Here is a 23,229-nt window from a genome sequence, read left to right as displayed (position 1 = left end):
GGCCTCTTAGCGCAGGACCTTGCGTAAGGATAGAATCATAACCAGACCATTCAAGATGAAGTAACCTACTGTGAAGAGATCATTCCACCCCAGAAGAATAGCAATCAGCATGAAAACTTGCGGCATGCCAGAAATGGAAGTTAAGTTCAAGGCAATGATTTCAGCCAGGCCAAAGTTCTGACGACCTTTGAGTTGTTGGCTTTCTTGCGTCTTCACCGTGTTAATGGCCTTATGCATGACCAGGCGCGGGAAGATGACGAAGGCTCCTGACAGAGCCCCCATGACTAGTAGCCATTCAGGTTTCCAAATACTGAGCGCTGAACGATAGCTGGCCGCTACCCCCATGGATAAGTAGGTGATAAACATGGCAGCATATCCGCTCATGGCGTCAACTACACTACCCATTGGCGAAGAAATCCCCTTGTAACGGGCTAGGTTGCCATCAACCCCATCCAACAAATTCCAGAGGAAGAAGCATAACCAGGCCAGGACTTGACCGGCTAGAGTAGGAATTAGCAGCGTAACTAGCAATCCTATGCCTAGTGGAAGTAAGGATAAATAAGACACCTGGTTAGGCGTGATCGAGGTATTAATGAAGGGAATGGTTAATAAATAAGAGATTGGTCGTCCCACATAAAAAGCGAATAAATCTTTCTTGGCTTCTTGCCGCTTTTCTGGTGACATGGTCTTAGCTTCGATATCATTAATTGTGACCATTGGTAACTTGGCTCCTTTATTTTTTGAGATAACGGTATAAACGAGGACGAATTTGTGACTGGATAAAGCCTAGGATAGGCACAAAGAGTCCTTGTGGCAAATGGCGATTGAGGCGCGTCATCAGCCCATCCTCTTGCTGAATATATTGACCCTGATAGTAATGCTTAAAGTCCTCGATCCCAGCCACTTGACTGCCCTGCACCCAAGGGCGTTTGGAGGCGAAGCAAGTAGTAAAATGTCGCACCACTGGTTGGGCCTTGGCTTCCGCCAACATTTCTTCTGAATAATAATTGACTGGTTGCTTAAAAGCCAACATGGACCGGTAGTCAAAGTCATAGAAAATCGTCATGGCATTAAACCGCGGATGCACTTGCTTGTAGCGGTCATAGAGCGCCGCATTGAGAATACCTAAGTCAGCTTGTAGGACCTTGCCTCGAAATTTTTGAATAATAGCGATGAACTTGTCTTCAATTTTGTCCTGACGCCAAGCATCCAAATCAATCCATAGCACACCCGAGTTAAACATAGGCCGGTCAGCTGGAATACCCAAGACTTGCTTATACTGCTTGTTGAAAGTGTCCGATACCCCCATGACAATAGCCCCATCGAAAGGTGTCTCCACCAATTGATCTAGCGAGCCTTTGATGACCGTATCCCCATCTAAATACAGGACCTGGTGGACTGATTCCGGTAGGATTGTCCCCAAGAATAGGCGACCAAATTGACTCAAAGAGCCCCGGTCTGACTGCAATTCTGCTGGCAAGGTCATATCCTCTAACCATTCAATTGGCGCTTGATTGTACTGACGAGCTAACTGCTCTAACTTGAGCTTACTAGAATCGGTCACACCATAACTCAAAATCCAAACACGTGGGCTGAGGTGGCCATTGGTCTCATAAAGCGAGGCCAGCGAGACAGCTAAGATATCCACAAAATTATCACTTGTTGCGTATACAATATCCATTATTTTTTCCTCTTTACCGAAAAATAAACCGATAATTTCACATTATCGGTTCAGCACTATTAAGTTCAGGCTTACTCTGCCTTCTTACCATAATTGCCATAGTTCCCGTAAGAACCATAGGCACCATAGTGACTTGCCTTAAGGTCTACCTTGTTGAGGATAACCCCTAGGAATTTAGCTCCTGTATGTTCTAGGAGTTCCTGAATTTTCTTAACCGCACGGCGCTTAATCGCACCCGCTTCAACCACTAAAATGCTGGCGTCACACTGATGAGCCACGATAGAGGCATCGGTGACTAAGCCTAATGGCGGCGTATCCACGATGACATAATCATAGTGATGACGGCAGACATCGATTAGCTCTTGGAAGGAATCCCCCTGTAAGAGAGCCGTTGGGTTAGGTGGCACTGGGCCAGATAGAATCATATGTAAGTTAGGCTCTGTGGTCCCGAAGACAATCTCCTTAACGGTTGCTTCACCTGCCAAGTAGTGGGTCAAGCCCACCACCTTGGAGCGGATTTTCATGCGGCCGACGAAGACGGAGTTACGGGTATCCGCATCAATCAAGAGGGTGCGTTTGCCTAGGGCAGCTAGGGAAGTTGCAATGTTCATGGCAACCGTGGACTTCCCTTCATTATCCTTGGTTGAGGTAATGGCAATTACCTTAATATCCTTACCTGAGAAGAGAATATTAGTCCGAATGGCGTTATAGTATTCTTCCGCCTCTGGAGAAATGAGTTTTTTATTTAATCGTGGTTCAACTTGTTCCATAGGGTACACACCTTTCTACTTGAGCTTAACTTGAGGGACAACCCCCAAGAGGACCATACCTAAGCCGTCTTCCACGTCTTCTGCATAACGCACGCGGTCGTCTAAGAGTTCTCGCACCACGATATAACCTGCTGACAAGAGGAAGCCTATCGCTGCCGCCAAGAGGGTGTTACGACGAGTTTTGGGTGAAGATTTAATGTTGGTTGGTTTAGCTTCCTCCAAGGTGGTCACATCGTTAACCTTGGTGACGCGTTTAATTTGTTCAGAAGCCACTTCACGGACACGGTTAGCCAGATTGCTGGCCTTTTGTGGGTCGCGGTCAGAGACAGAGATGGATAGAATCCGTGTATCACGAGGAGAATCTACCTTAACCACACGTTTGAGTTGGCTAGGGGTCATGCTGAGGTTCTCAGAATTGATGACCTCCGACATAACGGTGTCAGACAGGATGATTTCCTTATAGTCCTTAACTAGGAAGTTCCCTAACTGCAAGTCTTGGGTGGTGACGGCCTTGTCTTCGGTCTGGTTAACCACATAGACGCGGGTAGTCGATTGGAAGGTTGGTCGAATGACTACTAGGTTAACGAGTAAGGTCGCAACTGCTAGCACAACCGTAACAAAGACAATGATAAATTTAGCCGCCCAGAGCTTGCGCAAGAGGGCCATCAGATCAATTTCAACAAATTCTTGCTTTTTAGTTTCCATGGGGGTGTGAACTTCCTTTTCCTATTATTTTTTCAGGGTTGGTGACAAAGAGTTGGTGGGCATAATCGGCTCCATATTTTTTAGCTACAAAGGCATAGGCTTCAGCCATATAATAAGGACGTCTTCCGACATTGTGCGCATCACTGGCAATGATATCGATTAAGTCCGCATCTAAGAGTTGGCGAGCCCGCTTCTTGAGCACCTTGTAAGGGTCAAAGAGCCCCATTGGCAGGAGACTAGCCGCATTGACTTGAATTAGACAGCCTAATCTTCTCATTTCTTGCACTCGTTCCGGATGCTTGTGGAAGGCGTCGTAACGCTCAATGTGAGCAATGACCACATCATATGCCAATCCTTGAATGGCTCGAATGGCACGTACAATTTCCCGGTAAGGGAGCCCATAATCGAATTCCACCAAGACATAATCACTGCCGGCTAAAGTCAGAATTTGTCCTAACTCTAGTCGGTCAAGCATACTATTAGAATAGAAGACTTCTGTGCCTAAATGCACAGTCAGGTCTGGTGCTACTTCTTGAGCAATAGCTTGAAGGTCCTGGAAATGCTTGTCAATAGTGGAACGACTAGCCTCGAAGCGCCCTTTGCGTTGGTGCGGTGTCGCGATGAGGGTCTTGATACCTTGATCATAAGCTTGACGCAAAAGTGCCCGCGTCTCATCCAAGGACTGAGCCCCGTCATCCACGCCATAGAGCACATGGGAATGTATATCTATCATGCTTATGCCACCTTATCCTCTCACTCAATATCACTGGCACTCTAGGGGGCGCCAAATTTGTCCAACCTATTGTAACATAGCCGCCATTAAAAGTATATAGACCTGTAAAAGTTAATCGGTTTCTTCTATACATTTTGCTCAATTATGTTAAAACTGAAAGTTAATCCGCTAATTGCTCTCCCTTATACTTCTACTAAAAGAGTTGATAAATTAGCGATTCAGCCACTTTCAATTCGTATAAGAACTTCTTCTAGCTTCTATAAGCTAGCTTTAAATTTTTTTTGTCTCCTCTGATATTAATCCTCTATATAATCAGATTCTGATGACGACTTTTGTGTCGCCACCACGCTCTTAACTACGTTGCTTGTGCTAAGACCTAACAATCACTATACAAATTACCTAGTCGACTCTAGCTAGCGGAAGACCCCCTTGTTAAGCTAGCACACAAACAAAGCAAAAGGCAGGGGATAGACCCCTACCTTTTAAGTTTACTTTATGCTATTGTGCCTCGCGTTCTTTCTTCAAGCCTAAGCCGACCATGAGGCTACCTAAGCCGGCCATGACCGCCGCCCAGAGACTGAGTGGGGCTTGGCTCTCACCGGTTGCGGGCAGTTGGCCTGCTGGCGCTTGGGCGACATCGCCACCAAAACCAGCGAAACCGGCACGCGCCACAGACAGAGGATCAATTCGGTCTGGCGCTTGGTTTTCTTGATCAGGGCCAGGCTGAGGCGCTTGATCTGGCTTGGCCTTAATCCGCAAGATCGTCGCCGTTAAGGGTTGCAAGGTGACAGATTCCGCATCATAGGCTACCCCTACTAGATCCGTCAAGGCCTGAGTCCCGGCACGGGCCCCATCCACCAAGGCTTCCGCCTTATCCAAACCAGGGAAGCGCTCAGGGTTGAAACGTAGCTTGCGAACCTTATTATCCGCGTTGACTACCACCACATATCGGTCGCCATTAGAGTCCACCGCCTGATAGGCAATGACATTGTCGCTATCCGCAATGTCTGGCGACGTCATCATGGTCACCTGGTCGGCGATTTCCTTAGCCGTTCCTTTGCGGAAAGCATCAGTAGACTTACGTAAGGCAATCAAGCCGCGAGTATAGGCCAGCGTCGCTTGGTTATGAGGATATTTGCCATCTTCCGCTACCTTACTCCAGTCAAAGCGGTTAATGATGTCGGAAGAATCATAGGAATCGTGAACGAAGTATGGATAGTCGAATGGTTTGCCCTGCTCATCGACTAAGAGATGGGTCTTATAAGGCGCCTTGTCGTCATCCACCTTATTCTTGTAGGCAGGGTCCAACAATTGCTTGGTCCGCCCCATTTCCTGACCGGAATGGATAAATGGCGTCCCTTGGGAGGTCAGAATCATGAGGTTACCCAAACGAATGCGTTGATGAATCTCAGCCGCATGGGTCTTAGGATCCTTCTTAATGGATTGGGCGATAATATCATGCAGAGTTAAGTTGTCGTGAGCAGCAATGTATTGAATCACATCTCCCGGTGCATCTGCAATAAAGTTACTTGGGTTGGCAATAATATTATTGAAGATTTGGTAGACACTGCGTGGTGCACCCGTTAAGAAGCGTGGTTGCCCTTCAGATGGGTAGCCGGACTTGAGCTCGTTACGAATCTCATCGGAGAAGACCGCCACACCATCAGTCGACCGCATCCAGTCTTGGTCGGCCGCTTGAACAGGCTCCCCTTCGTCCCCGACAAAGGTCCGCCAACCTTCCCCAAGCATGAAGACCTTAGGATTGAGGGTGCTAGCTGCCCGGTAAGCTTGGGCAATGGCTTCAGCATCATGGTCCCCCATCATGTCGAAGCGGAAGCCGTCCACTTTGAAGGTGTCGGTCCAGTATTTAATGGAATCGACTAGGACCCGACGCGCCATCTTATGGGTAGTCCCTAGACGCCCGCCACCAAAGCTTTCGCGTGGACTTCCATCAGCATTCATGAAGTGGTAGTAACCTGTCTCAATGTCTTCAAAGATATGGGTCTTAGCCGTGTGGTTGTAGACCACGTCCATGATAACCCCCATGCCTTGGTCATGGATAGCCTTGATTAATTGCTTGAATTCTTCAATGCGGGCTTGAGGCTTGCTTGGGTCGCTAGCATACATACCGCTGAGACTGAAGTAGGACTGTGGGTCATAACCCCAGTTGTAGTTATTGTTTTGGGTGCTTGGTTGGAGCTCACGCTGAGCACGAGCACTTTCATTAGCAAAGTAGTAACTCATGACTGGCAAGAGCTGGATATGGGTCACACCCAGTTGTTTGAGGTAGCTGAGACGTTCCGCAAAGGCTGAGAAGGTCCCAAATGGTGACTTGAGCTGACCTTCTAACTTAGGATCAGAGGTAAAGTCGCGGACATGGGCTTCATAGATGACCGCATCTTCACGTTTCTTGAAGCCTGGAATATTGGCATAAGATAATTTTGGCCCAATCTTATTTGGATCCACGATGGCAGCCTTGGCTACTTTTTCCTTGGCAGTGGCTTGGTCCCATTTGGCTAAGGACTTAGCATAAGGGTCTAAGACCAGAACCGACTGACCGCCACGCTCCACTTGGTAGTGGTAGAAGTAGCCGTCCAGATTCTTGGCTGGCGTGTTTTGGCCATCCAAGGTCACCGTCCACAGGCCCGTGCTAGCGTCCTTAGTCAAAGGCACGCGCGCTACCACTTGATCCGGATTGTCCTTGTCGTAGAGGACAGCCGTCACGGCGTCCGCGCTTGGCGCCCAGAGGCGCATAAGGGCGGAACCGTCTGCCTGTAGGGTAGAGCCTAACTCGCCCTGATAATTATAGAGAGAGTCCGTTAGCTTCCAACCGGTCTGGCTGTTGACGGTCTCGTCGTGGTAGGTCAGCTTAAGCGGCGTCCGGCTGACATCCTCTTGAGTTGTCAGAATCAGGCGCTTGTTAGCTGCGTCGACTTCAATCTTAGTGACTTTTACCGGCTGACCGGTATTCGTGCTAACCGCCAAATCTTGCTGGACTTTGGCTAGGTCCAACTGATCCACTGCCGTAAAGTTGGCTAAGACTTGGTGCGGCGCCGTCACTTCGGCGCGGGTAATACGTTCAGATAAGGTCTTAAATGGCGTCGTGTAGACCGTGTCTTCCTCATCATGCAGGTAAACTTGCTCATGGTTGGCGCGGTCGCTGAAGCTCATGTCTTTGGTTTGTTTTGAAGTTGCTTTGTTCACGAGTAAGAAATGAATGTCCTTTCCAAGTTCTGTAATAGGTAGGTCTAAGTAGCGACCAAAAGGCCCGCTCTGATTGAATTCTAGGGCGCCCTTAGGCCAGTCGCTAGATGGGTGCTCCACATCCTTACCCCAGACCCAGAGACCCCAGTTGTCATACTGGCCGTCAGCCCGGTGATAGTGGACGCGCAGGCGATTCTTGTTGGCTGGAATTGGCTCTTCCACGCTAGCTTGGTAACTCTCATCCAGCCAGGCTTGCTTCATTTGCGGGTTGGTGATGGCTAGGCTTAGGTCCTCGGTAAACTTCTTGCTGCCATCGTTGACGTTGTTGAGCAAGTAGTTGATGGCGGTCGCCTGCGGTGTCACCGGCACATCTAGGTAGTAACCATAGGCCGTCTTCTTGTCTTCCGAGAAGCGCATAGCTCCGGTTGGCCAGTTGTTGGACGGGGCTTGGACCCCGTTACCCCATACCCAGGCCCCGATTTCACTAATGTTATCGCTTGGCAACTTAGCAAAATGCATGCGGAAATGCCCCGCCGGAATCTCCGGCGCTTGGTTGGCTGGCGCCACCTGCGGCGCCGCTGCTGGGGTAGCTGTAGGGCTGGCGCCTGACTCGGCGGTGGCTGGTTGGGTGGTGTCGGCTGGGGTGGCGCTGTCAGTTGGCTTGGTGCTGTCGGCCGGGTTAGTGCCGTCAGTTGGCTTGGTGCTGCCGGCCGGGTTAGTACCATCACTTGCTTGAGCGCCTTCCGCCGCTTGGCTGGCATCAGCCGATTTCTTGCCATCAGCTTGGCCCGCTGAAGTGTCTTGTTCAGCCGGCTTGGCGCTATCAGCCTGCCCAGCGTCTGCTTGACTCGCTGGCGCTGCATCAGTTGCCGGCGCTGCTTGGTCTCCTGCGTCAGAACTTGGGGCTGGCGCTAACTGGCTAGTCGAGTTTTCTTCTGAGGTTTGACTAGCAGCCAAGACTTGAGCACTGCCCGGCAGGAAGTATAGAGTAGTCGCTACTAGGACAGAAGCCACTCCTACACTGAGTTTCTTAATGCCATAACGCTCTTGGCGTCGGACTTGAGTTGATCGCATATCTTTCATAGTTCAGATATCCCTTCTATATTATAATGCGCTTTCATTATTTTATTATAGCATGCTCTACCCTTCTTGGCTCCTAGCCAGGCCATTTTGTTAACGCTAACAAACTTTCTTCCAACCAAAGAGGGCTCCGCCAGTCCATTGTTCTGCCTATCAATGGACTGGCCTCACAAGAATCACCGAGAAACGCCCTTTTTGATAGAAAAAGCTCGCAGCTAGTCCATCGTTCCTCCTATCAATGGACTGGCTCATGCCTCCCCTCTGGCTTGGCCCTTTCTGTCAGATTTCTAACCTAGCTGGTAGTCCATTAGCTCATGCCTTTCGCCACATTTCGGGTACTTTTTACCTGTTTCCTGCCCAGCTAGTGGTCCACTCTCCAGAGTAGACCACTAGCTCGCAGCTTTCACCTCGGTTTCGGCCCTTTCCCCCAGTTTCCCACCCAGCTAGTGGTCCACTCTCCAAAGTGGTCCACTAGCTCGCGACTTTCACCTCAGTTCCAGCACTTTTACCTCGTTTCCTACCCAGCTAGTGGTCCACCCCAAAGAGTAGACCACTTGCTCGCAGCTTTCGCCTCAGTTCGGGCACTTTTACCCGGTTCCAACCCAGCCAGTGGTCCACTCCAAAGAGTGGACCACTGGCTCAGGGATTCTGCCTTGTATGTCACCTTTCCCCCATACCAAAAAGCCCCTGTCCTAAGGACAGGGGCTATACCATCTAGGCTTCTGGCGCTAGGTGGGATTTGATGACCATGAGTTCGCTATCTTCGATGGCTTCCAGGGAGTGTACTTCGTGAGGAGCCATGCGAATGATAACGCCGGGATAAATTTCGGCTGTCTCCTTCTCATCAGAGAAAAGAATCCGCCCTTTGACTGGGACGACAACCACCGTATAAGGGACGTGGTGCTGGCCAATGGCTTGCCCGGCAGGTAGGACCAGGTGGGTGACTGTCTGGCTAGGCGTTTCCACCAAATGCTCAAAACGCTCAATGTCTGTGCGACCGTGATAAACTTTCATACTTCAAACTCCTCTCTAATTCATAATTCTATTATAGCACAGTTCTTATCGATAAAAGCCATTAAACAGCTTGCCCCAACATTATCTCTATGCAAAAACCGCACCCCTTGCATCGTGGCAAGCAGGTGCGGTTCATGTCAATGCTTAATTTTGTCCAGCAGCTTATTCTCCCTCATTTGTAAAAATAAGCCTACCCCAGCCCAAGAGTCCCTAATCTCTCGAGCCAAGCCTCCTCAAGCGCAGAGCCCTCGCTCTGCACGCGCACCTGATACTGATGACAAAAATCTAGCATCTCCTTGTATATATGACGATCCGTTGAAAAAACGCCTTAAGCGTCTTAGTAGCCCTATCTATAAATAGCAACTACCTGACCATGGATGGGTGAAAATCCATTCAGCCATCGAATCCTTGACTTGAGGCACTTGAGCAAGCCTCTTCGTCATCCCTCTTACTTAGAAGGAAATCCTATGAAACTATATATTCGACAAGGAATCAGTACCCCCATACTCGACTTCCTTGTTGAGGAGTTTTATCAGGTTGCAAAGGCATTATAGCATGTCTTAAGTCGCTTGAAAAGAGTATAGACTCATTTTTTGTAGAATTATGCACTTTTTTGACAATCGACGATTTTTCTAAAGTTTTGGATGTTTTTTAGAAATAAATTAGGACAGAATTATCAGTCATATCATCCGCCTATATTCCTTGTAAAATAAAGATTATCATGTTTTTGAACTAGAGCTCTAGCCAGGCTAACATACTTAACAATATTGAAAATCTCTTTTCACCATTCAATATTCGAAATTTGTATATATACACAGACATTTGTATAGACTTTAATCCGATTTGTCGCGAAGTTTCACTCACGGCTCTCAATCGTGTCCGAACGCAAAAAAAGAGACCCGGCTATCGCCCGGCCCCTTTGTCTTCAAGTTTGTCTTTAACGCCCGCTACCATGCTACGACCAAAGCCCTTAATATGAGCTAGAAGGCCTAATAGACTGTCCCAATAAGTATCATCACCGCGCACCGCCAACATGACGGTCTCGCTCCCCATGTAAGCAGCCAGGAAAATCAAGAGGCTATAAACCAGATTGAGGACTTGCACACCTGTTCCTACCTCATGCTGCCAGTAACCCCAGACTTCTTGAACGGCATAAAGAGCTAGGATCAAAAGCAAATACCATACCGCCTTCTGCCATTCAGGCGTGAAACGTGATTTGCGGCGCAACAAAAGATAGCCCGCTACACCCGTTAAGATAATATTTACAGTCACTAGTAAGAAGTTCAGCATCTTACTCCCTCCTCGCATCATATCTTTCTCTACTTCTAGTATAGAAAGTTTAGGCTTCCTAGGCAAGGAAAAATTTGGGCCAAGGCCAAAAATCAGTCTCTAGACCGAGCTTTTGTCCAGTTTAAAACTACTTGTAGTTTTTTTCATAATCTCCCCCTATTTTGATGCGTGCTAGTTGCCTTTTTATGCAAAATTGCTATAATGATGATAGTATACTTGCGCACAAGGAGCAACAACATGAAAAAGGCAAAACTCTTCGCCCATATTATTCTTATTCTATTAGCTATCGGGACAGTAGATGTCCTAGCCAACTTCAGTGGCTTAGATCTCTTGACCCATCTCGATTCCTGGGTAGGTCGGCGCCCCGACCATATCTCGGCGCCTAATGAGTCTAGCCGCGAGTCGTCCAAGGACTCCTCCTCTAGCGACAACTCCAAGGAATCAGCTGAATCCAAATCGGAAAGCTCCTCTTCTAGCTCATCCTCTTCATCTAGCTCTACCTCATCTGAATCCTCTTCGTCATCTAGCCAATCCTCCGAATCTCGGCCAGGAACCCAAGACAACGATGACCAAGACGCCCCAACCAGTCCAAACACCCGTCAAAACGACGACTACACAGCGCCAGTCACACCGGCTACCCCAGCGCCTAACCCGGACCCAGTCCCACCAACACCGGTGGACCCAGTGGTCGAACCCCAACCAGACCCAACACCTGACCCAGCCCCACCAGCCGACGGTGGCGGCGGTGGCGGCGGCGTTGATGGTGCGGGGGAATAAGTAGATAGAAAAATCCCAATCCATGATGAATTGGGATTTTTTGTTACTATACTTTTATATAGAGATGGTATATTCTTATCCAAGTCAAAAGGGTTAGGTACTTAACTCACTTAAAAAAGAATAGTTCATATTCCACAATAAACTACATTCCAAGACCTATGGCTACTACATTGCCTCGAAACAGATATAATTTAATATCGTTGATTTCTACTAATACTAGTGGCTACAGATTATGCCTTCTGCTGCGAATAGAATCCACATGCTCTTAAGGCTTTAATTTAGTAAGTATAAATTTAACCATCACATTAAGATAATTTTTCATATAGTAATCTGGGATGCCATCCTTAACAATTGGCGTATAAATGCCATCCTCATCACAAGACACTTCACCGTTAAAATAAGAAATTATTATATTACCTTCCGATGCATCGAGTCCATCAACATTAATCGGTCCTTGAATACAACTTATAGTTAATGTGCTTTCGCTTCCTTCACTATCTATAACATCCATTGAATAATAGAAATCCAGTTTTTCATTAGTAACACTTGAAACCGCCGAAAATAGCTCTCCTGAATTATTATTACGCTTGAATTTCATTTCTGAAATATTAATATCTTCTCTACACCTAAGGGCCTCTATTATCTCAGCGGTCTTTTCTTCAAGAGCATTCCCAAATTCCTCAATTATCGCCCCTGCTTCTCTAATATTTACACCCGAATCGTTCTGCTTTACTTCAAATAATAGTTCTTTATATTTTCTAACAGCTTCCTGCTTTTGTTCAAGTGATTGTTTATCCGTATAAAGTTTCCTTAAAGCTCCTTCTACATATTTATCCATTTTATCTAGTAATCCATGGATTTTTTTATATGATGTTCTATCTAATATTTTATTATGAGCGACATGATTTCTACTTGACTCAAATTCTTCAAAACTATCGAAAAAACTACTTTCAAAGTATTCTTGGAAAAACATTTCCTTAAAATCCTCCTTGACAGTTAACTGCTTTTTGAGCATTTCAATTATTTGATGTTCTTTATTTTTGGTTACACCAACTAATAAAGCTTCAATAGCAGGGTCATAGGCTGGCTTCCATTCCATTCTCTTCATTGTTAATATCTTATATAGATCTTTAACATCGATAGCCATTAGGTGATCATCAATATTGTTGAATCCATAAACAGTCTTTTTGTATCCTGAGCATCTGGCCTTATACTTACCCTCAATGGCTAGTCCTGATTCTGATAAAATTCCCCACCAGTTTATTCCAATCGTCTTGAGCATGTATTCGTTTATGAATCTACGTATTTTATTCTCTATAATATAGAAACGACCATATAAATCTTTCGAGAGGAGAAATGCGTCTTCATCAAAAAGCCATACTATGTTTCTCCAATCATTAGCTATCGCTTTTTTTATAACTAGCTTAAGATTCTCTAGATAAGAATTTTCCTTATCAAGCTTATAATTGTTTGAGGTAATATCAATCGCCAAATGTTTTTCACTTTCGAAAGTACTAAAATCGAAGATTACATCTACGATAAAGCGCTCTTCTACTATGCTACAAAAAACAGTATTGGGATACTCGTCCTGCGTATATATAGTAATATCATTCTCAACTTGATTTTTTAACTCATCAGAGTTCGATAATATCGATTCCACATACCAATAATAATCTGAGATTTCTTTTTTTCCCCCAACTGCAACAAATTTAACTAGGTCCATCTTTTATTCCTCTCTCAAGAATTAGCTCTACTCATTATGCAAAATCAGAATTTTCAAGATACTCTCTTAATTCTACTTTCTCTTTATATTTCTCTAGCTCTATACGATACTCTTCAATATACTTTTTATGATCAATATAGTTGGCTCCACTTAGATTATCCTTTAATAATTTAAGAAAATTTATTTTTTCCATAATAATCGGAATCTCACTTCCAGACCATGAATAGGACAAAGAAAATAAGCTTATCTTCTTGAAGTCCTCGAACTTATTATTAGCTTTTAAAAATTCGAGAATATATTCTAATTTCCAATCAGGAAGAGCATTTACAACAATGTTTATCAGAGGTTTACATCTTTCAATTTCACTGATATTTTCTCTTAGTTTCTCAGTTAACCACGCTTTTTTCCGTTCTAATATAGCCATATCTCTTGCCTTTGTAAACAATAAACCTGCTATATCTTTTAAATAATAATATTCATCATTTTCGATGAGAGTCTTAAATGCGTAGTCCACACACTCTCGCCACTTATCGACGTCCCATATTAACTCAAAGATCTCATGTTCATTCCCATTATCACCAATATTACCTTTAGTCTTAACCCAATCCACATATCCATACCAGATAGCAGGATCTTGATTATATATTTTTATGAAAAGCTTACCATCGAAGTCAATTAGGTTACCCGTCGAAAGCGCATTAATATATATATGCGCTAATAACACAATATCATCCCTAAAGAAACTAATAAGGTCTTCAATATCATCTTCATTATGATACGCATAGTCAAAGAAACCCGCAAAGAGCTCTAAATTATCCCCTATAGCCTTAATTACATCTGCCTTGAGCTCACTATCTCTCTCAGCATAACGTGCTATCGTTTCAAATGTAGAAACTAAGCAGTTGTTATTTGCCAAATTATTTAGGATAAATGTTTTATAATGCGTAGCTGCAGACTCATCTATATTTTTTTCTGGTAGAATCTCCCAAATTAAAGATAACAATATATTTTTGTTGTCAAACACATGCTTATTCACAAAATCATACGTCACTTCATATCCGAAATGACTGAGCATATATTTTATCTGCCTATATCCACACATATCGCTAAATGGAGTATTCGCTTTAAAATAGCCCTCTAGGATCTTCAAATATAGATTTTCTCTCTCCTCTTCTATAATTTCAAAAACACAGTCCATCCCCTTCTTTAAAGCCCATTGGTCTTTGGAATCTGTTACCTCTTCCAAGAAACTGCAGATTCTAAATAATTCATGGAAATTCACCAAATCATAAGCTCTTATTTCTTTTGAGATAGTCTCTTTATGAAATTTCTCATCTTCTGCAAGTGTTCTTCCAATTGAATGTTCACAAGTCAACAATTTACAGACTTTGAATTCAGAATTATTTTCACCAATCATGAATCGTTGGTCTATTTTTTTTATGCCGATTCTTCTAGCTAATGATCTGTAATTTGAAATAATCCTTGCGTCAAAAAAATCTGGTTTTCTTTGGTCGATAACATATTTGTATATCGTATTAAAATCTGAATGTAGATACTTTCTAGACTCCTCTTCATTCAAACAGTTATATTGCATCCCTAAAAGAATACGATTAGTAGTATGATGATAGTCTTCATTTTTTCTTAAAGTAGCTATATTTTTCCATATACGAGTCCGCAAATTAGCCATTTCTTCAGTGAATTTAATTGACATTTTAATTAAATTCACTGATCTACTATCTTTATTCTTTTCTTCGAAAGACCTTGCAGTTTTTAATGCGGATTCTACAATATGTAAGTAAAGTACACTGTTATTATAATTGCGCCCCTCCTCAGAATAGTGCCACAACTTATTTAGTAAAAGTGCTTCATACTTATAGCCATAGTGATATGATTCCTTATCATATAAAAGTTTTCCACTCAGGGCAAAATAAAAATCCATTATTAAGTCTGGTCTTTTTTCAAAGTATCTCATCAGAAGATCAATAGCATCTTCATAGCTATCTGTGTATTTGAAGCCAGCTAGTATTTCTATTTCCCTAGTCTTAATATTATGGTGATTCTTCTTTGAGTTAATGTCATAATTGCGCAAATCAAAATCTACTACTACTCCTAACCTGATTCGATTGTTAATTATAGACAACGCTTTATATGGATTGACCAGATAAAATGATTCAAGGTACTCTGTATTTTGCCCCTCAGGTGCATTATCCCAAGCAGCAATTATTGAATCTTTAATATATTTATTGCATTCCTCCGAATAAAATATTTCCATTAACGTATTTAATGCATACACAGCTTTATTGCGATATCTTGGAAACGCAATAGAAATTAATTCTTTTACACTTATCCATTTTTTTTCGAATAGTACATGATACAATATATAATTTCCCAAGCTCTGATCCGCAATTTGTGTTATCTCATTCTTAAACCAGTCTATTAACTCTAAAGAATATAATTTCGAAATTATATCATCATCATCAAAATCAGCACCGTATGATTCCTTCAAATCACTGTATAGCTGGTTATCCTTATTTTTTACCGGGCCAGATACAGCAATGAAAAACAACATGAGAATATCTTCTTTCGTCAGTTTAGCCTCATCTATAATTCTTCCGTAGTAGTTCTTAAAAATATCCTCTGCGTTACGAATTGCCTGGTATCCATCCTCCCTCGATCTGATACCCGCAAGTAGGGCTAGCCTGATATTTCCGTTCGCAATTTCAGCTATTTTTTTGAGATACTGCGGATTCTTTATTCCTAAATTAGACTCCAGGATATCCTTTATCTCATCGTTCTTAAATTGTCCGATTTCAATTATGTTAGCCTCCGAATATTTCGATACTGCTTTTAACACGCTATGCTTAGCGTATTCTCTTACTGAAATAAGTAACCTGACATCAAAATCTGTTGGTAATGTCAATATAGTGTTAAAGATATTGTCTAAGCTTATAACCATATTAGCATCATCGAAAAAAATCAAATAACTTCCCGGATTAGAGATGTAAAACTTAATATCCTCATACAAAAAGTTCCCATTGCTTTTGACACAGTAAACTTCTGTAATACCATCATTCTCTCTTCTACACGCTTCTATGGCTAATCTAGTCTTTCCTATTCCAGACGATCCAGTCAGTACAGTAACTCTATTGTTTCGTATGCTATCGCAAATCTCTGTAATCTCTGACTCCCGGTGAAGAAGATTGCAATCAAGGGGTGCATTTATACCATTTGCGTCGTATGCTGTGACAAAATCTTCTATATCAAAAAACTGATTTGTGTCGATGGAAACTCCGAGTTCTGCTTTTGCTATATACGGATAATGCAACGCTAGATCGTGTGATAGTGTATCTATCCCAATAAGCTCAATCTCAACTCCTTGAATAGATTCCATAATATTATCAAAATCCTCCATATGGATGTTTGTAGAGCAATGACCACAAATGATTTTTTTAATTCTATTCTCAGATATTCGGAGTTTCGCCTCATCAAAACACGATAAAATATCTGCTTTTATTTTTCTTGCTGGCTGCGAGTTGACAGTTCCATAGTTAATTAGGATATAGTTTCCTTCATCTGTTAAGACGTAAGAGTCAGGCGTCCCTTTTGTTGGTTTATTAGTACCTGTATGAACTCCTAACGTTTGGATATTTTTAAACTTATACTTTTTATATAGATATATGTCAAACAGTTTTTGAAAAGCTCCCCCCTCCAACTGTAGAATTGCGCTTTGAATATAATTTACATTGCTCAATGTTCATTCCCCCATATATTGAGTTGCAAAGTTTTACCAACACTCTCTATCCCCTTTGATTGCATTCGAAAAATTTTATTCTCACTAGCGCGGCCTAATGTGTTGCGCTCTTCATGTTGTTTTCTTATGTTTCCCTAATACTAACAGAACATATTTATACTTCAACAAACCAGAGATTCTATAAGTTCATGAAGTTGTTATATATATTATAACATTATGTCAAACGATTTGTAAGGGTTTAATTTTAAGGGTACTCATCTTCGTGGCAAAAAAAATCATAGTCTTCTCTATTTTAGCAAATGTAAATGCATACCTCTTTTCACTTTGAAATTTTATCAGTGGTTTCATAGGAATGACAAAGCAACTTTCTGAGAAGTCTTTCCTTAGTTCTATAGAGCATGCTTTCTCATACTCTAGTCTCTACAGGATTTCAGCATATAAAAATTCTAACTCTAACTTAGCTTGATGTTGACTCAGCAATTTTTTAACTGACAGTAAACAAAACATCACAACAGAACAATAGGTATTCATACAATTACGAATATCTATGCCCATTTAACGGAGAAACAACGTGAGAGATTAGCCGAAAGATTCGCAAATTATGTCAATTTTTAAGGGCTAACGTATTCAAAACACATTCAAAGAAAGAAAAAAGGGGATAGACACCCTATTAAAACAAGGGACTGATTAATCTTTATGATATTGTTCTTGAAAGCGACTTTCTCTTTTGTAAAGGCCAGCAGCTCTCCAACTCTCAATCCATACCAATACAGAATTTCAAAGGCATAAAATGATTGCGATTTATCCTTAATAGCTTCAACAAAACCTTCATACCCTTCTCTTATCCAAAAAAGCATTTCATTTGCTCCCTTTTCACCATTTGTGCCCACATCACGATTAACATTGTTTTCAAACTATAGAATTTGCAATCGTGATTCAAGATACCGCTGAGTTGCGCCTGTATTGTCCTCAAATAAGTCAGAGAATAACTTTGTCCCGTATCATTTTTCATCATCATCTCATTAAACAGTTGATATGCAGTAGTTCTACTCACTTCTAAGAATTCTTGCACTTCTTATACGCCCATAAATATCTTGTGATTTTTTTCTTTCTTCTATTCAAAAACGGCGCCAAATTCTCTATTCCTATCTTGGGTTAGGACAAGCATCAATTTTATTAGCTTGTGTCTATTCGATTCATTATTCTTCTGTTCTGTTACTGGAGTTCATATTAGTTCTGTCGAAAGTGATTTTAAATTTTCTTTTTGATTATTATTTACTTCACCATTCTCACGCATTATACACAGAGAACTGTTTGCGCTTTGTACGATTTTGTGATAAAATATACGAAACGAAATCTAATTGTTTATAGAATGGAGCTTCCCTATGATATCCGGGCAAAAATTTAAAAGCTTCGATTGCTACAAAACTTCACTCAAAAGGAACTTGCAATTAAAGCTAGATTGACCGATGCTGTCTTACGAATTTATGAGTTTGTAATAAATCTCCCTCGAAAGAACAAATACAAAAAAATCATAGCAAATAGACTGTGATATTTCTGCCCTTATAAACCACGAACCGAACTCCATCCACGAGTTTATTCATACTTGTATTTGACCACGAAAAAGAAATGAAGCTTAGACCTCTGATAGGCGGCGCCATCATTGACTTACTGTCACATGATATTAACTCCAATGAATTTCTTGTGGAATGAGATGGAAATAAAACACTGTAATGGCAAAATCACAGATGGATAATTTAAGGATTGGAAGCTATCCAATCCAAAGAAATCAAGAAATCTAAAAATAAACATAAGATAGGTGTACCATATGGAAAATAATAATGAATTGATTATCGCTGGGGGTAATATAACTGCTGAGAGCTCAAAATTTCAGCAGTATCTGAACCTATTAAATCTACCGTCAGAAAACATCATTGCAGAAACCGATAATATAAATACTATAATAAGTGCTCTACCAAATTTATTATCCACTATCCCTCTAGAAAAGAAAAATGATGCAACTTATTTGTCAAAGTTCGTAGCTGCATCCGCAATAGGGTTATTTGACGCTGCGTTAAATTATGTTTGGAATGAAGTGGTAATCAACTTACGAGAAAAAATTATTTATTATGGTTTAGAAACATTTTATGATAATGCTTTAGGAGGAAAAACTCGCGAGGAATTTAAGACAGATGCAGATTTATCTGGTATTAAAGACAAAACACTTTTAGAGACTTGCAAAAAGTTAGAGTGGATTTCTGATATCAATTATAGGAAACTCTGTCACATCTTAGATATGAGAAATCAAATAGGTGCATCGCATCCTAATATTTCTACAATTAATCCTTACGAGCTTCTTGGGTGGCTTGAAGTATGCGTAAAAGATGTAATAAATGATCAGCCTTCTGCTTCAGCAGTAAATTCAAAAAAAATTATTGAAAATATTAAAAAAATGGATACTCCAATAGAAACAAACACCTTAGATGGGTATAAAATTTTATTTAAAGACTTATCTACAAATATAAGTTCCTCATTATTGGCTACATTATTCGGAATATATGTTTCCGAGAAAACCTCTCAACAGGTTCGTAATAACATCCTTTCTGTGTCATCAATTTTATGGGAATATACAACAGATCCTACTAAATACGATCTAGGCACAAAAAAAGAATACTACAAAAATAATCTTGATAAAGATAAAGAGGACTTGGCCTATACATTCTTTGAAAATTGTAATGGACTCCACTATTTAACGATAAACGAAAAAAGTCTTACTATAAGTGGCCTGTGCGATGATTTGTATAATGCTGCACACAGCTGGGATAACTACTATCACGAGCCACCAATCGCTAGAGAAATTATGAAATATATTAAAAGTAGCGAAAGTCTCCCCGAAGAGCAGACGACAAAATTATTGAACACTTTTCTTGAATGCAGAATTGGGCGAGAAGTACCGTATCAGAACGGAGTTTCACCTGGCGCAAAAGAATATTATGACTCACTTTTTAAATTACTTTCAAAAAATCAAGTAAAAATCACACTTGAACTACTTAAAAATCACCTTGATTCTTTTTATGATAATAGCAACGTAAAATCCAATAATGTAAAGGAAATCTTAGTAATTTTAAAATCCAATCAAATAGGTGAAAGGCTTAACGAAATTATAGATTTCCTGATTGTTGCTGCAAATAACAAACACCTACACACAGCGTATAAGGATAAAAACTTCAAAGACTTGTGTAGAGGAATAATTAATATCGAGTAAACCAAAAGAGTATTCTCAATAAAGAGAATACTCTTTTTATAAGCCACTTGGGGCCATTATTTGAATTACTCTTTTTACCACTTTGTACCATTTGTGTACTAGTGGGCCGATTTCATCGCATACTAGCATTACTATTACTTACTTTATTAAATTTCGCCTTCTAATCCTACTCAATCAATATGCATATTGTCACTCTTTAACACTAGACAAATACATTGAATATTTTCAACACACATTGATAACCATTTAACGTATTCACTCGTCAACGTGTTTTAGCTCACCATTTGATGGGATTTTTTGTAGCGAAACGCCATTTACTACCTATTCTTTATTCTCTGCTTCGTATATTTTTTTAGCCTTCTCATAGAAATCTAAATCTTTGAATATCATTAAGCCATACTTGTATGCGGTAGCGCTCCCTTTCTTATCTCTTATCTCATATGGAGTTATTCCAACTGCTATTTTATCACTTTTAACAAAAGCAGTCTTAAACTCATAGCTAGATGGGTCCAACGAGCTCAGTTGTATATTCAATATTAACGGCTTCTAGATATCCTAAAACACCATTGATTGAGAGTGGCTTTATCTCGAGCCCAATAGTCTTACCGTCAGTATTTGCATATAAACCACTATTCTTATCATCGCCCTTGTAGAACTTGAATTCCGTACCGTCCGGGAGTGATTCATTCTTCGGCTGATATCGATCCTCAATCTTAACAAACTTCATAAAGCGGTCATATGAGGCTTCCGCATCATCGTCAATGAGAGCCTCCATTTTTATAAAATGGTCCTTATATTGCCATGGGGTAGGGTCTTTGTCTTCTGCAAATAAGGTTGAGGGGATGGTGATAAGCGCAATTAACGCAAATAATGCAAGGAGTATTTTTTCATTTTAACACTTCCTTCTTTGAATTTACTTTTCAACACTAATTCTAAACTAAATAACCCACAAAGTCTATATTCAAAAAAGCCTCATATAGACGCCCCTTCTTTCTTAAAATCGACTAACTAGGTGCTCAGTTTCCCTATTCACTTCTTCAGTACCGTCAGTTAAGCCATCTCGCCAATATACCACATCACTTAGATTTAGAATGTTATTGTGCCCAGGCTCTCCGCATTCTAGTTTAGTATATTTTTGCGCTTTAACTACTCGGCAAATCCCTTCCTTCCCTGCTTCTTAGCAAACCTCTTGTTTATTTGAATTCAATTCTTTCAGGTGAGTAACCACTTCCTTAAGATATTCGACAACGCCCTCTTTTAAGGCTAATGTATTCAAAGCAAGAAAAAAAGGGATAGAAACCCTATTAAATCAAGGTTTCTATCCTCTTTACTTTATTCCCACTCTATGGTCGCCGGTGGTTTACTTGTAATATCATAGACCACGCGGTTAACATGGGCTACTTCGTTAACAATCCGAGCGCTGATTACTTGTAGCACTTCCCAAGGTAGGCGGGCGAAGTCACTGGTCATCCCGTCGATAGAGGTGACGGCACGAATCCCGATGGTGTAATCGTAGGTCCGGCCATCCCCCATAACCCCAACAGACTTGAAGCCTGGGAGTACAGTGAAGTATTGCCATACATCGCGTTCTAAGCCATGGTTAGCAATCTCTTCGCGCAGAATGGCATCTGATTCACGGACGATTTCGAGTTTTTCTTCGGTGATTTCGCCGATAACCCGAATACCGAGACCTGGGCCTGGGAATGGTTGGCGCCATACCAAGCTGTCTGGCATTCCCAGCGCTGTCCCCAAGGCACGTACTTCGTCCTTGAAGAGGGTATTGAGAGGCTCAATCAACTCGAACTGCATATCTTCTGGCAGACCACCCACGTTGTGGTGAGACTTGATAGTCTCGGCTGTCTTGGTCCCAGACTCGATGATGTCGGTGTAGAGGGTCCCTTGGGCTAGGAAGTCTACCCCTTCTAACTTGGCTGCTTCATCATCGAAGACATAGACGAATTCATTGCCGATAATTTTACGTTTTTGTTCAGGGTCGCTCACGCCGGCTAACTTGGACAAGAAGCGGTCCTTGGCATTAACCCGGATAATGTTAAGACCGAATTTACCAGCTAGGCTATCCATAACTTGGTCGCCTTCCCCTTTACGCAAGAGGCCGTGGTCGACGAAGATACAGGTTAATTGGTCGCCAATGGCTTTCTGTAAGAGCACCCCTACGACGCTGGAGTCTACCCCACCGGACAAGCCAAGCAAGACCTTACGGTCGCCGACTTGTTGGCGAATTTTGGCTACTTCAATTTCGATGAAGTCTTCCATGGACCAGTCGCCTTTGGCCCCACAGATATTGAAAGCGAAGTTGCGGAGCAAGTCATTCCCGTGTTCAGAGTGACGCACTTCTGGGTGGAACTGGACGCCGTAGATTTGACGGGCTGGGTTCTCGAAGGCCGCCACCGGGCAGTGATCGTTAGACGCCGTCACGCTGAAGCCTTCAGGCACTTGCACGATTAAGTCACCATGGCTCATCCAAACCTTCTCATGGCTACCTAAGCCAGCAAAGAGGCCTGTTTCACGTTGGTGAACATCTAACATGGAGCGACCATATTCGCGCTTGTTAGCAGATTCGACCTTACCGCCCAAGAGATGGGTGGTCAACTGCATGCCATAGCAAATCCCTAAGATTGGAATCCCTAATTCGAAGATGGCGGGGTCAATGGTGAAGGCACCCTCAGCATAGACGCTATGTGGTCCCCCTGAGAAGATAATCCCCTTGACATTGCCTTCGGCTTGAATGTCGGCTGCACTGGTATCATTGGGTAATAATTCACTGAAGACTCCAAATTCCCGAATGCGGCGGGTAATCAACTGGTTATACTGACTCCCAAAATCCAACACAATAATTTTCTCTAACGATGCCTGTGTTTTCATGCTTTGCTCCTTTACTTCATCTTATTATTGCCTATTGTATCAAAACCCTGTCCCGGTGTCATTAAATGTCGATGAGAGTTAGAATGTCTAGCCTCAACCCTATATATAACAAAAAAGGAGGGTTGCCCCTCCTCGGTGATGCGGCCAAGAAGACTCGAACTTCCACGGGGATACCCCCACTGCCCCCTCAAGACAGCGCGTCTGCCATTCCGCCATGACCGCAAAATCACTACTCGATTATTATAGCATCCTGGACTAAGCATGGCAAGCAATTTTTTCAGAATTTTATTGCTAGCCTCCTTGCCCTAAATAGAAAAGAGGCTGAGACAAAAGTCTCAACCTCTCTTATCTAA

Annotated in this window: 15 protein-coding genes and 1 tRNA gene; 2 read left to right on the top strand and 14 right to left on the bottom strand. The window is 42.2% G+C overall.

Going from position 1 to position 23,229, the window contains the following annotated elements:
• Positions 1 to 6 precede the first annotated feature (6 nt).
• The 8 genes from HMPREF3093_RS01145 to HMPREF3093_RS01110 form a co-directional block, all read right to left on the bottom strand.
• Positions 7 to 717 carry a CDP-alcohol phosphatidyltransferase family protein gene (locus tag HMPREF3093_RS01145; RefSeq protein WP_257244453.1) on the bottom strand — a complete coding sequence of 237 codons (711 nt, stop codon included), beginning with the start codon at positions 715 to 717 and terminating at the stop codon, positions 7 to 9.
• Positions 718 to 733: 16 nt separating this feature from the next.
• Positions 734 to 1,681: a glycosyltransferase family 8 protein gene (locus tag HMPREF3093_RS01140; RefSeq protein ID WP_070755199.1), complete on the bottom strand. Its 948-nt coding sequence runs from the start codon at positions 1,679 to 1,681 to the stop codon at positions 734 to 736.
• Between the two features lie 71 nt (positions 1,682 to 1,752).
• Complete coding sequence (locus HMPREF3093_RS01135; protein ID WP_070755198.1) at positions 1,753 to 2,451, bottom strand: tyrosine-protein kinase; 699 nt, start codon at positions 2,449 to 2,451, stop codon at positions 1,753 to 1,755.
• Between the two features lie 15 nt (positions 2,452 to 2,466).
• A complete protein-coding gene (locus tag HMPREF3093_RS01130) occupies positions 2,467 to 3,156 on the bottom strand; it encodes a Wzz/FepE/Etk N-terminal domain-containing protein (RefSeq protein WP_070755197.1) in 690 nt (229 codons plus the stop codon).
• A complete protein-coding gene (locus tag HMPREF3093_RS01125; protein WP_070755196.1) occupies positions 3,146 to 3,889 on the bottom strand; it encodes a CpsB/CapC family capsule biosynthesis tyrosine phosphatase in 744 nt (247 codons plus the stop codon). The genes HMPREF3093_RS01130 and HMPREF3093_RS01125 overlap by 11 nt, the downstream gene beginning before the upstream one ends.
• Before the next feature lie 498 nt (positions 3,890 to 4,387).
• Entirely contained in the window at positions 4,388 to 8,176 is a 3,789-nt protein-coding gene (locus tag HMPREF3093_RS01120) for a pullulanase (protein ID WP_070755195.1), read from the bottom strand.
• Between the two features lie 711 nt (positions 8,177 to 8,887).
• Complete coding sequence (locus tag HMPREF3093_RS01115; RefSeq protein WP_070755194.1) at positions 8,888 to 9,187, bottom strand: cupin domain-containing protein; 300 nt, start codon at positions 9,185 to 9,187, stop codon at positions 8,888 to 8,890.
• Positions 9,188 to 10,090: 903 nt separating this feature from the next.
• Positions 10,091 to 10,477 (bottom strand): hypothetical protein, encoded by a 387-nt coding sequence (locus HMPREF3093_RS01110; RefSeq protein ID WP_070755193.1) that lies wholly within the window; start codon positions 10,475 to 10,477, stop codon positions 10,091 to 10,093.
• A 237-nt stretch (positions 10,478 to 10,714) separates the two neighbouring features.
• On the opposite strand from HMPREF3093_RS01110, the gene HMPREF3093_RS01105 reads away from it, so the two are divergent.
• Entirely contained in the window at positions 10,715 to 11,254 is a 540-nt protein-coding gene (locus HMPREF3093_RS01105) for a hypothetical protein (RefSeq protein WP_070755192.1), read from the top strand.
• A gap of 265 nt (positions 11,255 to 11,519) precedes the next feature.
• Here HMPREF3093_RS01105 and HMPREF3093_RS01100 read toward each other — a convergent pair whose 3' ends face one another.
• The 3 genes from HMPREF3093_RS01100 to HMPREF3093_RS01090 form a co-directional block, all read right to left on the bottom strand.
• Positions 11,520 to 12,977: a hypothetical protein gene (locus tag HMPREF3093_RS01100; RefSeq protein ID WP_070755191.1), complete on the bottom strand. Its 1,458-nt coding sequence runs from the start codon at positions 12,975 to 12,977 to the stop codon at positions 11,520 to 11,522.
• Between the two features lie 34 nt (positions 12,978 to 13,011).
• Positions 13,012 to 16,728, bottom strand: coding sequence for a hypothetical protein (locus HMPREF3093_RS01095; protein ID WP_070755190.1), 3,717 nt, complete (start codon positions 16,726 to 16,728; stop codon positions 13,012 to 13,014).
• 638 nt (positions 16,729 to 17,366) lie between these two features.
• Positions 17,367 to 17,618 (bottom strand): site-specific integrase, encoded by a 252-nt coding sequence (locus HMPREF3093_RS01090; protein WP_143227629.1) that lies wholly within the window; start codon positions 17,616 to 17,618, stop codon positions 17,367 to 17,369.
• A gap of 938 nt (positions 17,619 to 18,556) precedes the next feature.
• Here HMPREF3093_RS01090 and HMPREF3093_RS01085 point away from each other — a divergent pair.
• The gene (locus HMPREF3093_RS01085; RefSeq protein ID WP_070755188.1) at positions 18,557 to 19,993 is read left to right on the top strand and encodes a hypothetical protein; all 1,437 of its coding nucleotides are present in this window, start codon (positions 18,557 to 18,559) and stop codon (positions 19,991 to 19,993) included.
• A gap of 499 nt (positions 19,994 to 20,492) precedes the next feature.
• Here HMPREF3093_RS01085 and HMPREF3093_RS09740 read toward each other — a convergent pair whose 3' ends face one another.
• The 3 genes from HMPREF3093_RS09740 to HMPREF3093_RS01065 form a co-directional block, all read right to left on the bottom strand.
• Positions 20,493 to 20,720 (bottom strand): hypothetical protein, encoded by a 228-nt coding sequence (locus tag HMPREF3093_RS09740; RefSeq protein ID WP_180363246.1) that lies wholly within the window; start codon positions 20,718 to 20,720, stop codon positions 20,493 to 20,495.
• 605 nt (positions 20,721 to 21,325) lie between these two features.
• A complete protein-coding gene (guaA, locus tag HMPREF3093_RS01070; protein ID WP_070755185.1) occupies positions 21,326 to 22,876 on the bottom strand; it encodes a glutamine-hydrolyzing GMP synthase in 1,551 nt (516 codons plus the stop codon).
• A 139-nt stretch (positions 22,877 to 23,015) separates the two neighbouring features.
• Positions 23,016 to 23,098: transfer RNA gene (locus HMPREF3093_RS01065), tRNA-Leu, on the bottom strand.
• Positions 23,099 to 23,229 lie beyond the last annotated feature (131 nt).

Source organism: Abiotrophia sp. HMSC24B09, from assembly GCF_001815865.1.
In the GTDB taxonomy this organism is placed as follows: domain Bacteria; phylum Bacillota; class Bacilli; order Lactobacillales; family Aerococcaceae; genus Abiotrophia.
The sequence above is the reverse complement of the archived record's forward strand: the minus strand, read 5'-3'. Positions and strand labels throughout refer to the sequence as shown.

Coding starts and splice junctions, on each gene's coding strand:
- HMPREF3093_RS01145 (WP_257244453.1), bottom strand. CDS start 717: ATGGTCACAATTAATGATATCGAAGCTAAGACCATGTCACCAGAAAAG.
- HMPREF3093_RS01140 (WP_070755199.1), bottom strand. CDS start 1,681: ATGGATATTGTATACGCAACAAGTGATAATTTTGTGGATATCTTAGCT.
- HMPREF3093_RS01135 (WP_070755198.1), bottom strand. CDS start 2,451: ATGGAACAAGTTGAACCACGATTAAATAAAAAACTCATTTCTCCAGAG.
- HMPREF3093_RS01130 (WP_070755197.1), bottom strand. CDS start 3,156: ATGGAAACTAAAAAGCAAGAATTTGTTGAAATTGATCTGATGGCCCTC.
- HMPREF3093_RS01125 (WP_070755196.1), bottom strand. CDS start 3,889: ATGATAGATATACATTCCCATGTGCTCTATGGCGTGGATGACGGGGCT.
- HMPREF3093_RS01120 (WP_070755195.1), bottom strand. CDS start 8,176: ATGAAAGATATGCGATCAACTCAAGTCCGACGCCAAGAGCGTTATGGC.
- HMPREF3093_RS01115 (WP_070755194.1), bottom strand. CDS start 9,187: ATGAAAGTTTATCACGGTCGCACAGACATTGAGCGTTTTGAGCATTTG.
- HMPREF3093_RS01110 (WP_070755193.1), bottom strand. CDS start 10,477: ATGCTGAACTTCTTACTAGTGACTGTAAATATTATCTTAACGGGTGTA.
- HMPREF3093_RS01105 (WP_070755192.1), top strand. CDS start 10,715: ATGAAAAAGGCAAAACTCTTCGCCCATATTATTCTTATTCTATTAGCT.
- HMPREF3093_RS01100 (WP_070755191.1), bottom strand. CDS start 12,977: ATGGACCTAGTTAAATTTGTTGCAGTTGGGGGAAAAAAAGAAATCTCA.
- HMPREF3093_RS01085 (WP_070755188.1), top strand. CDS start 18,557: ATGGAAAATAATAATGAATTGATTATCGCTGGGGGTAATATAACTGCT.
- HMPREF3093_RS09740 (WP_180363246.1), bottom strand. CDS start 20,720: ATGAAGTTTGTTAAGATTGAGGATCGATATCAGCCGAAGAATGAATCA.
- guaA (WP_070755185.1), bottom strand. CDS start 22,876: ATGAAAACACAGGCATCGTTAGAGAAAATTATTGTGTTGGATTTTGGG.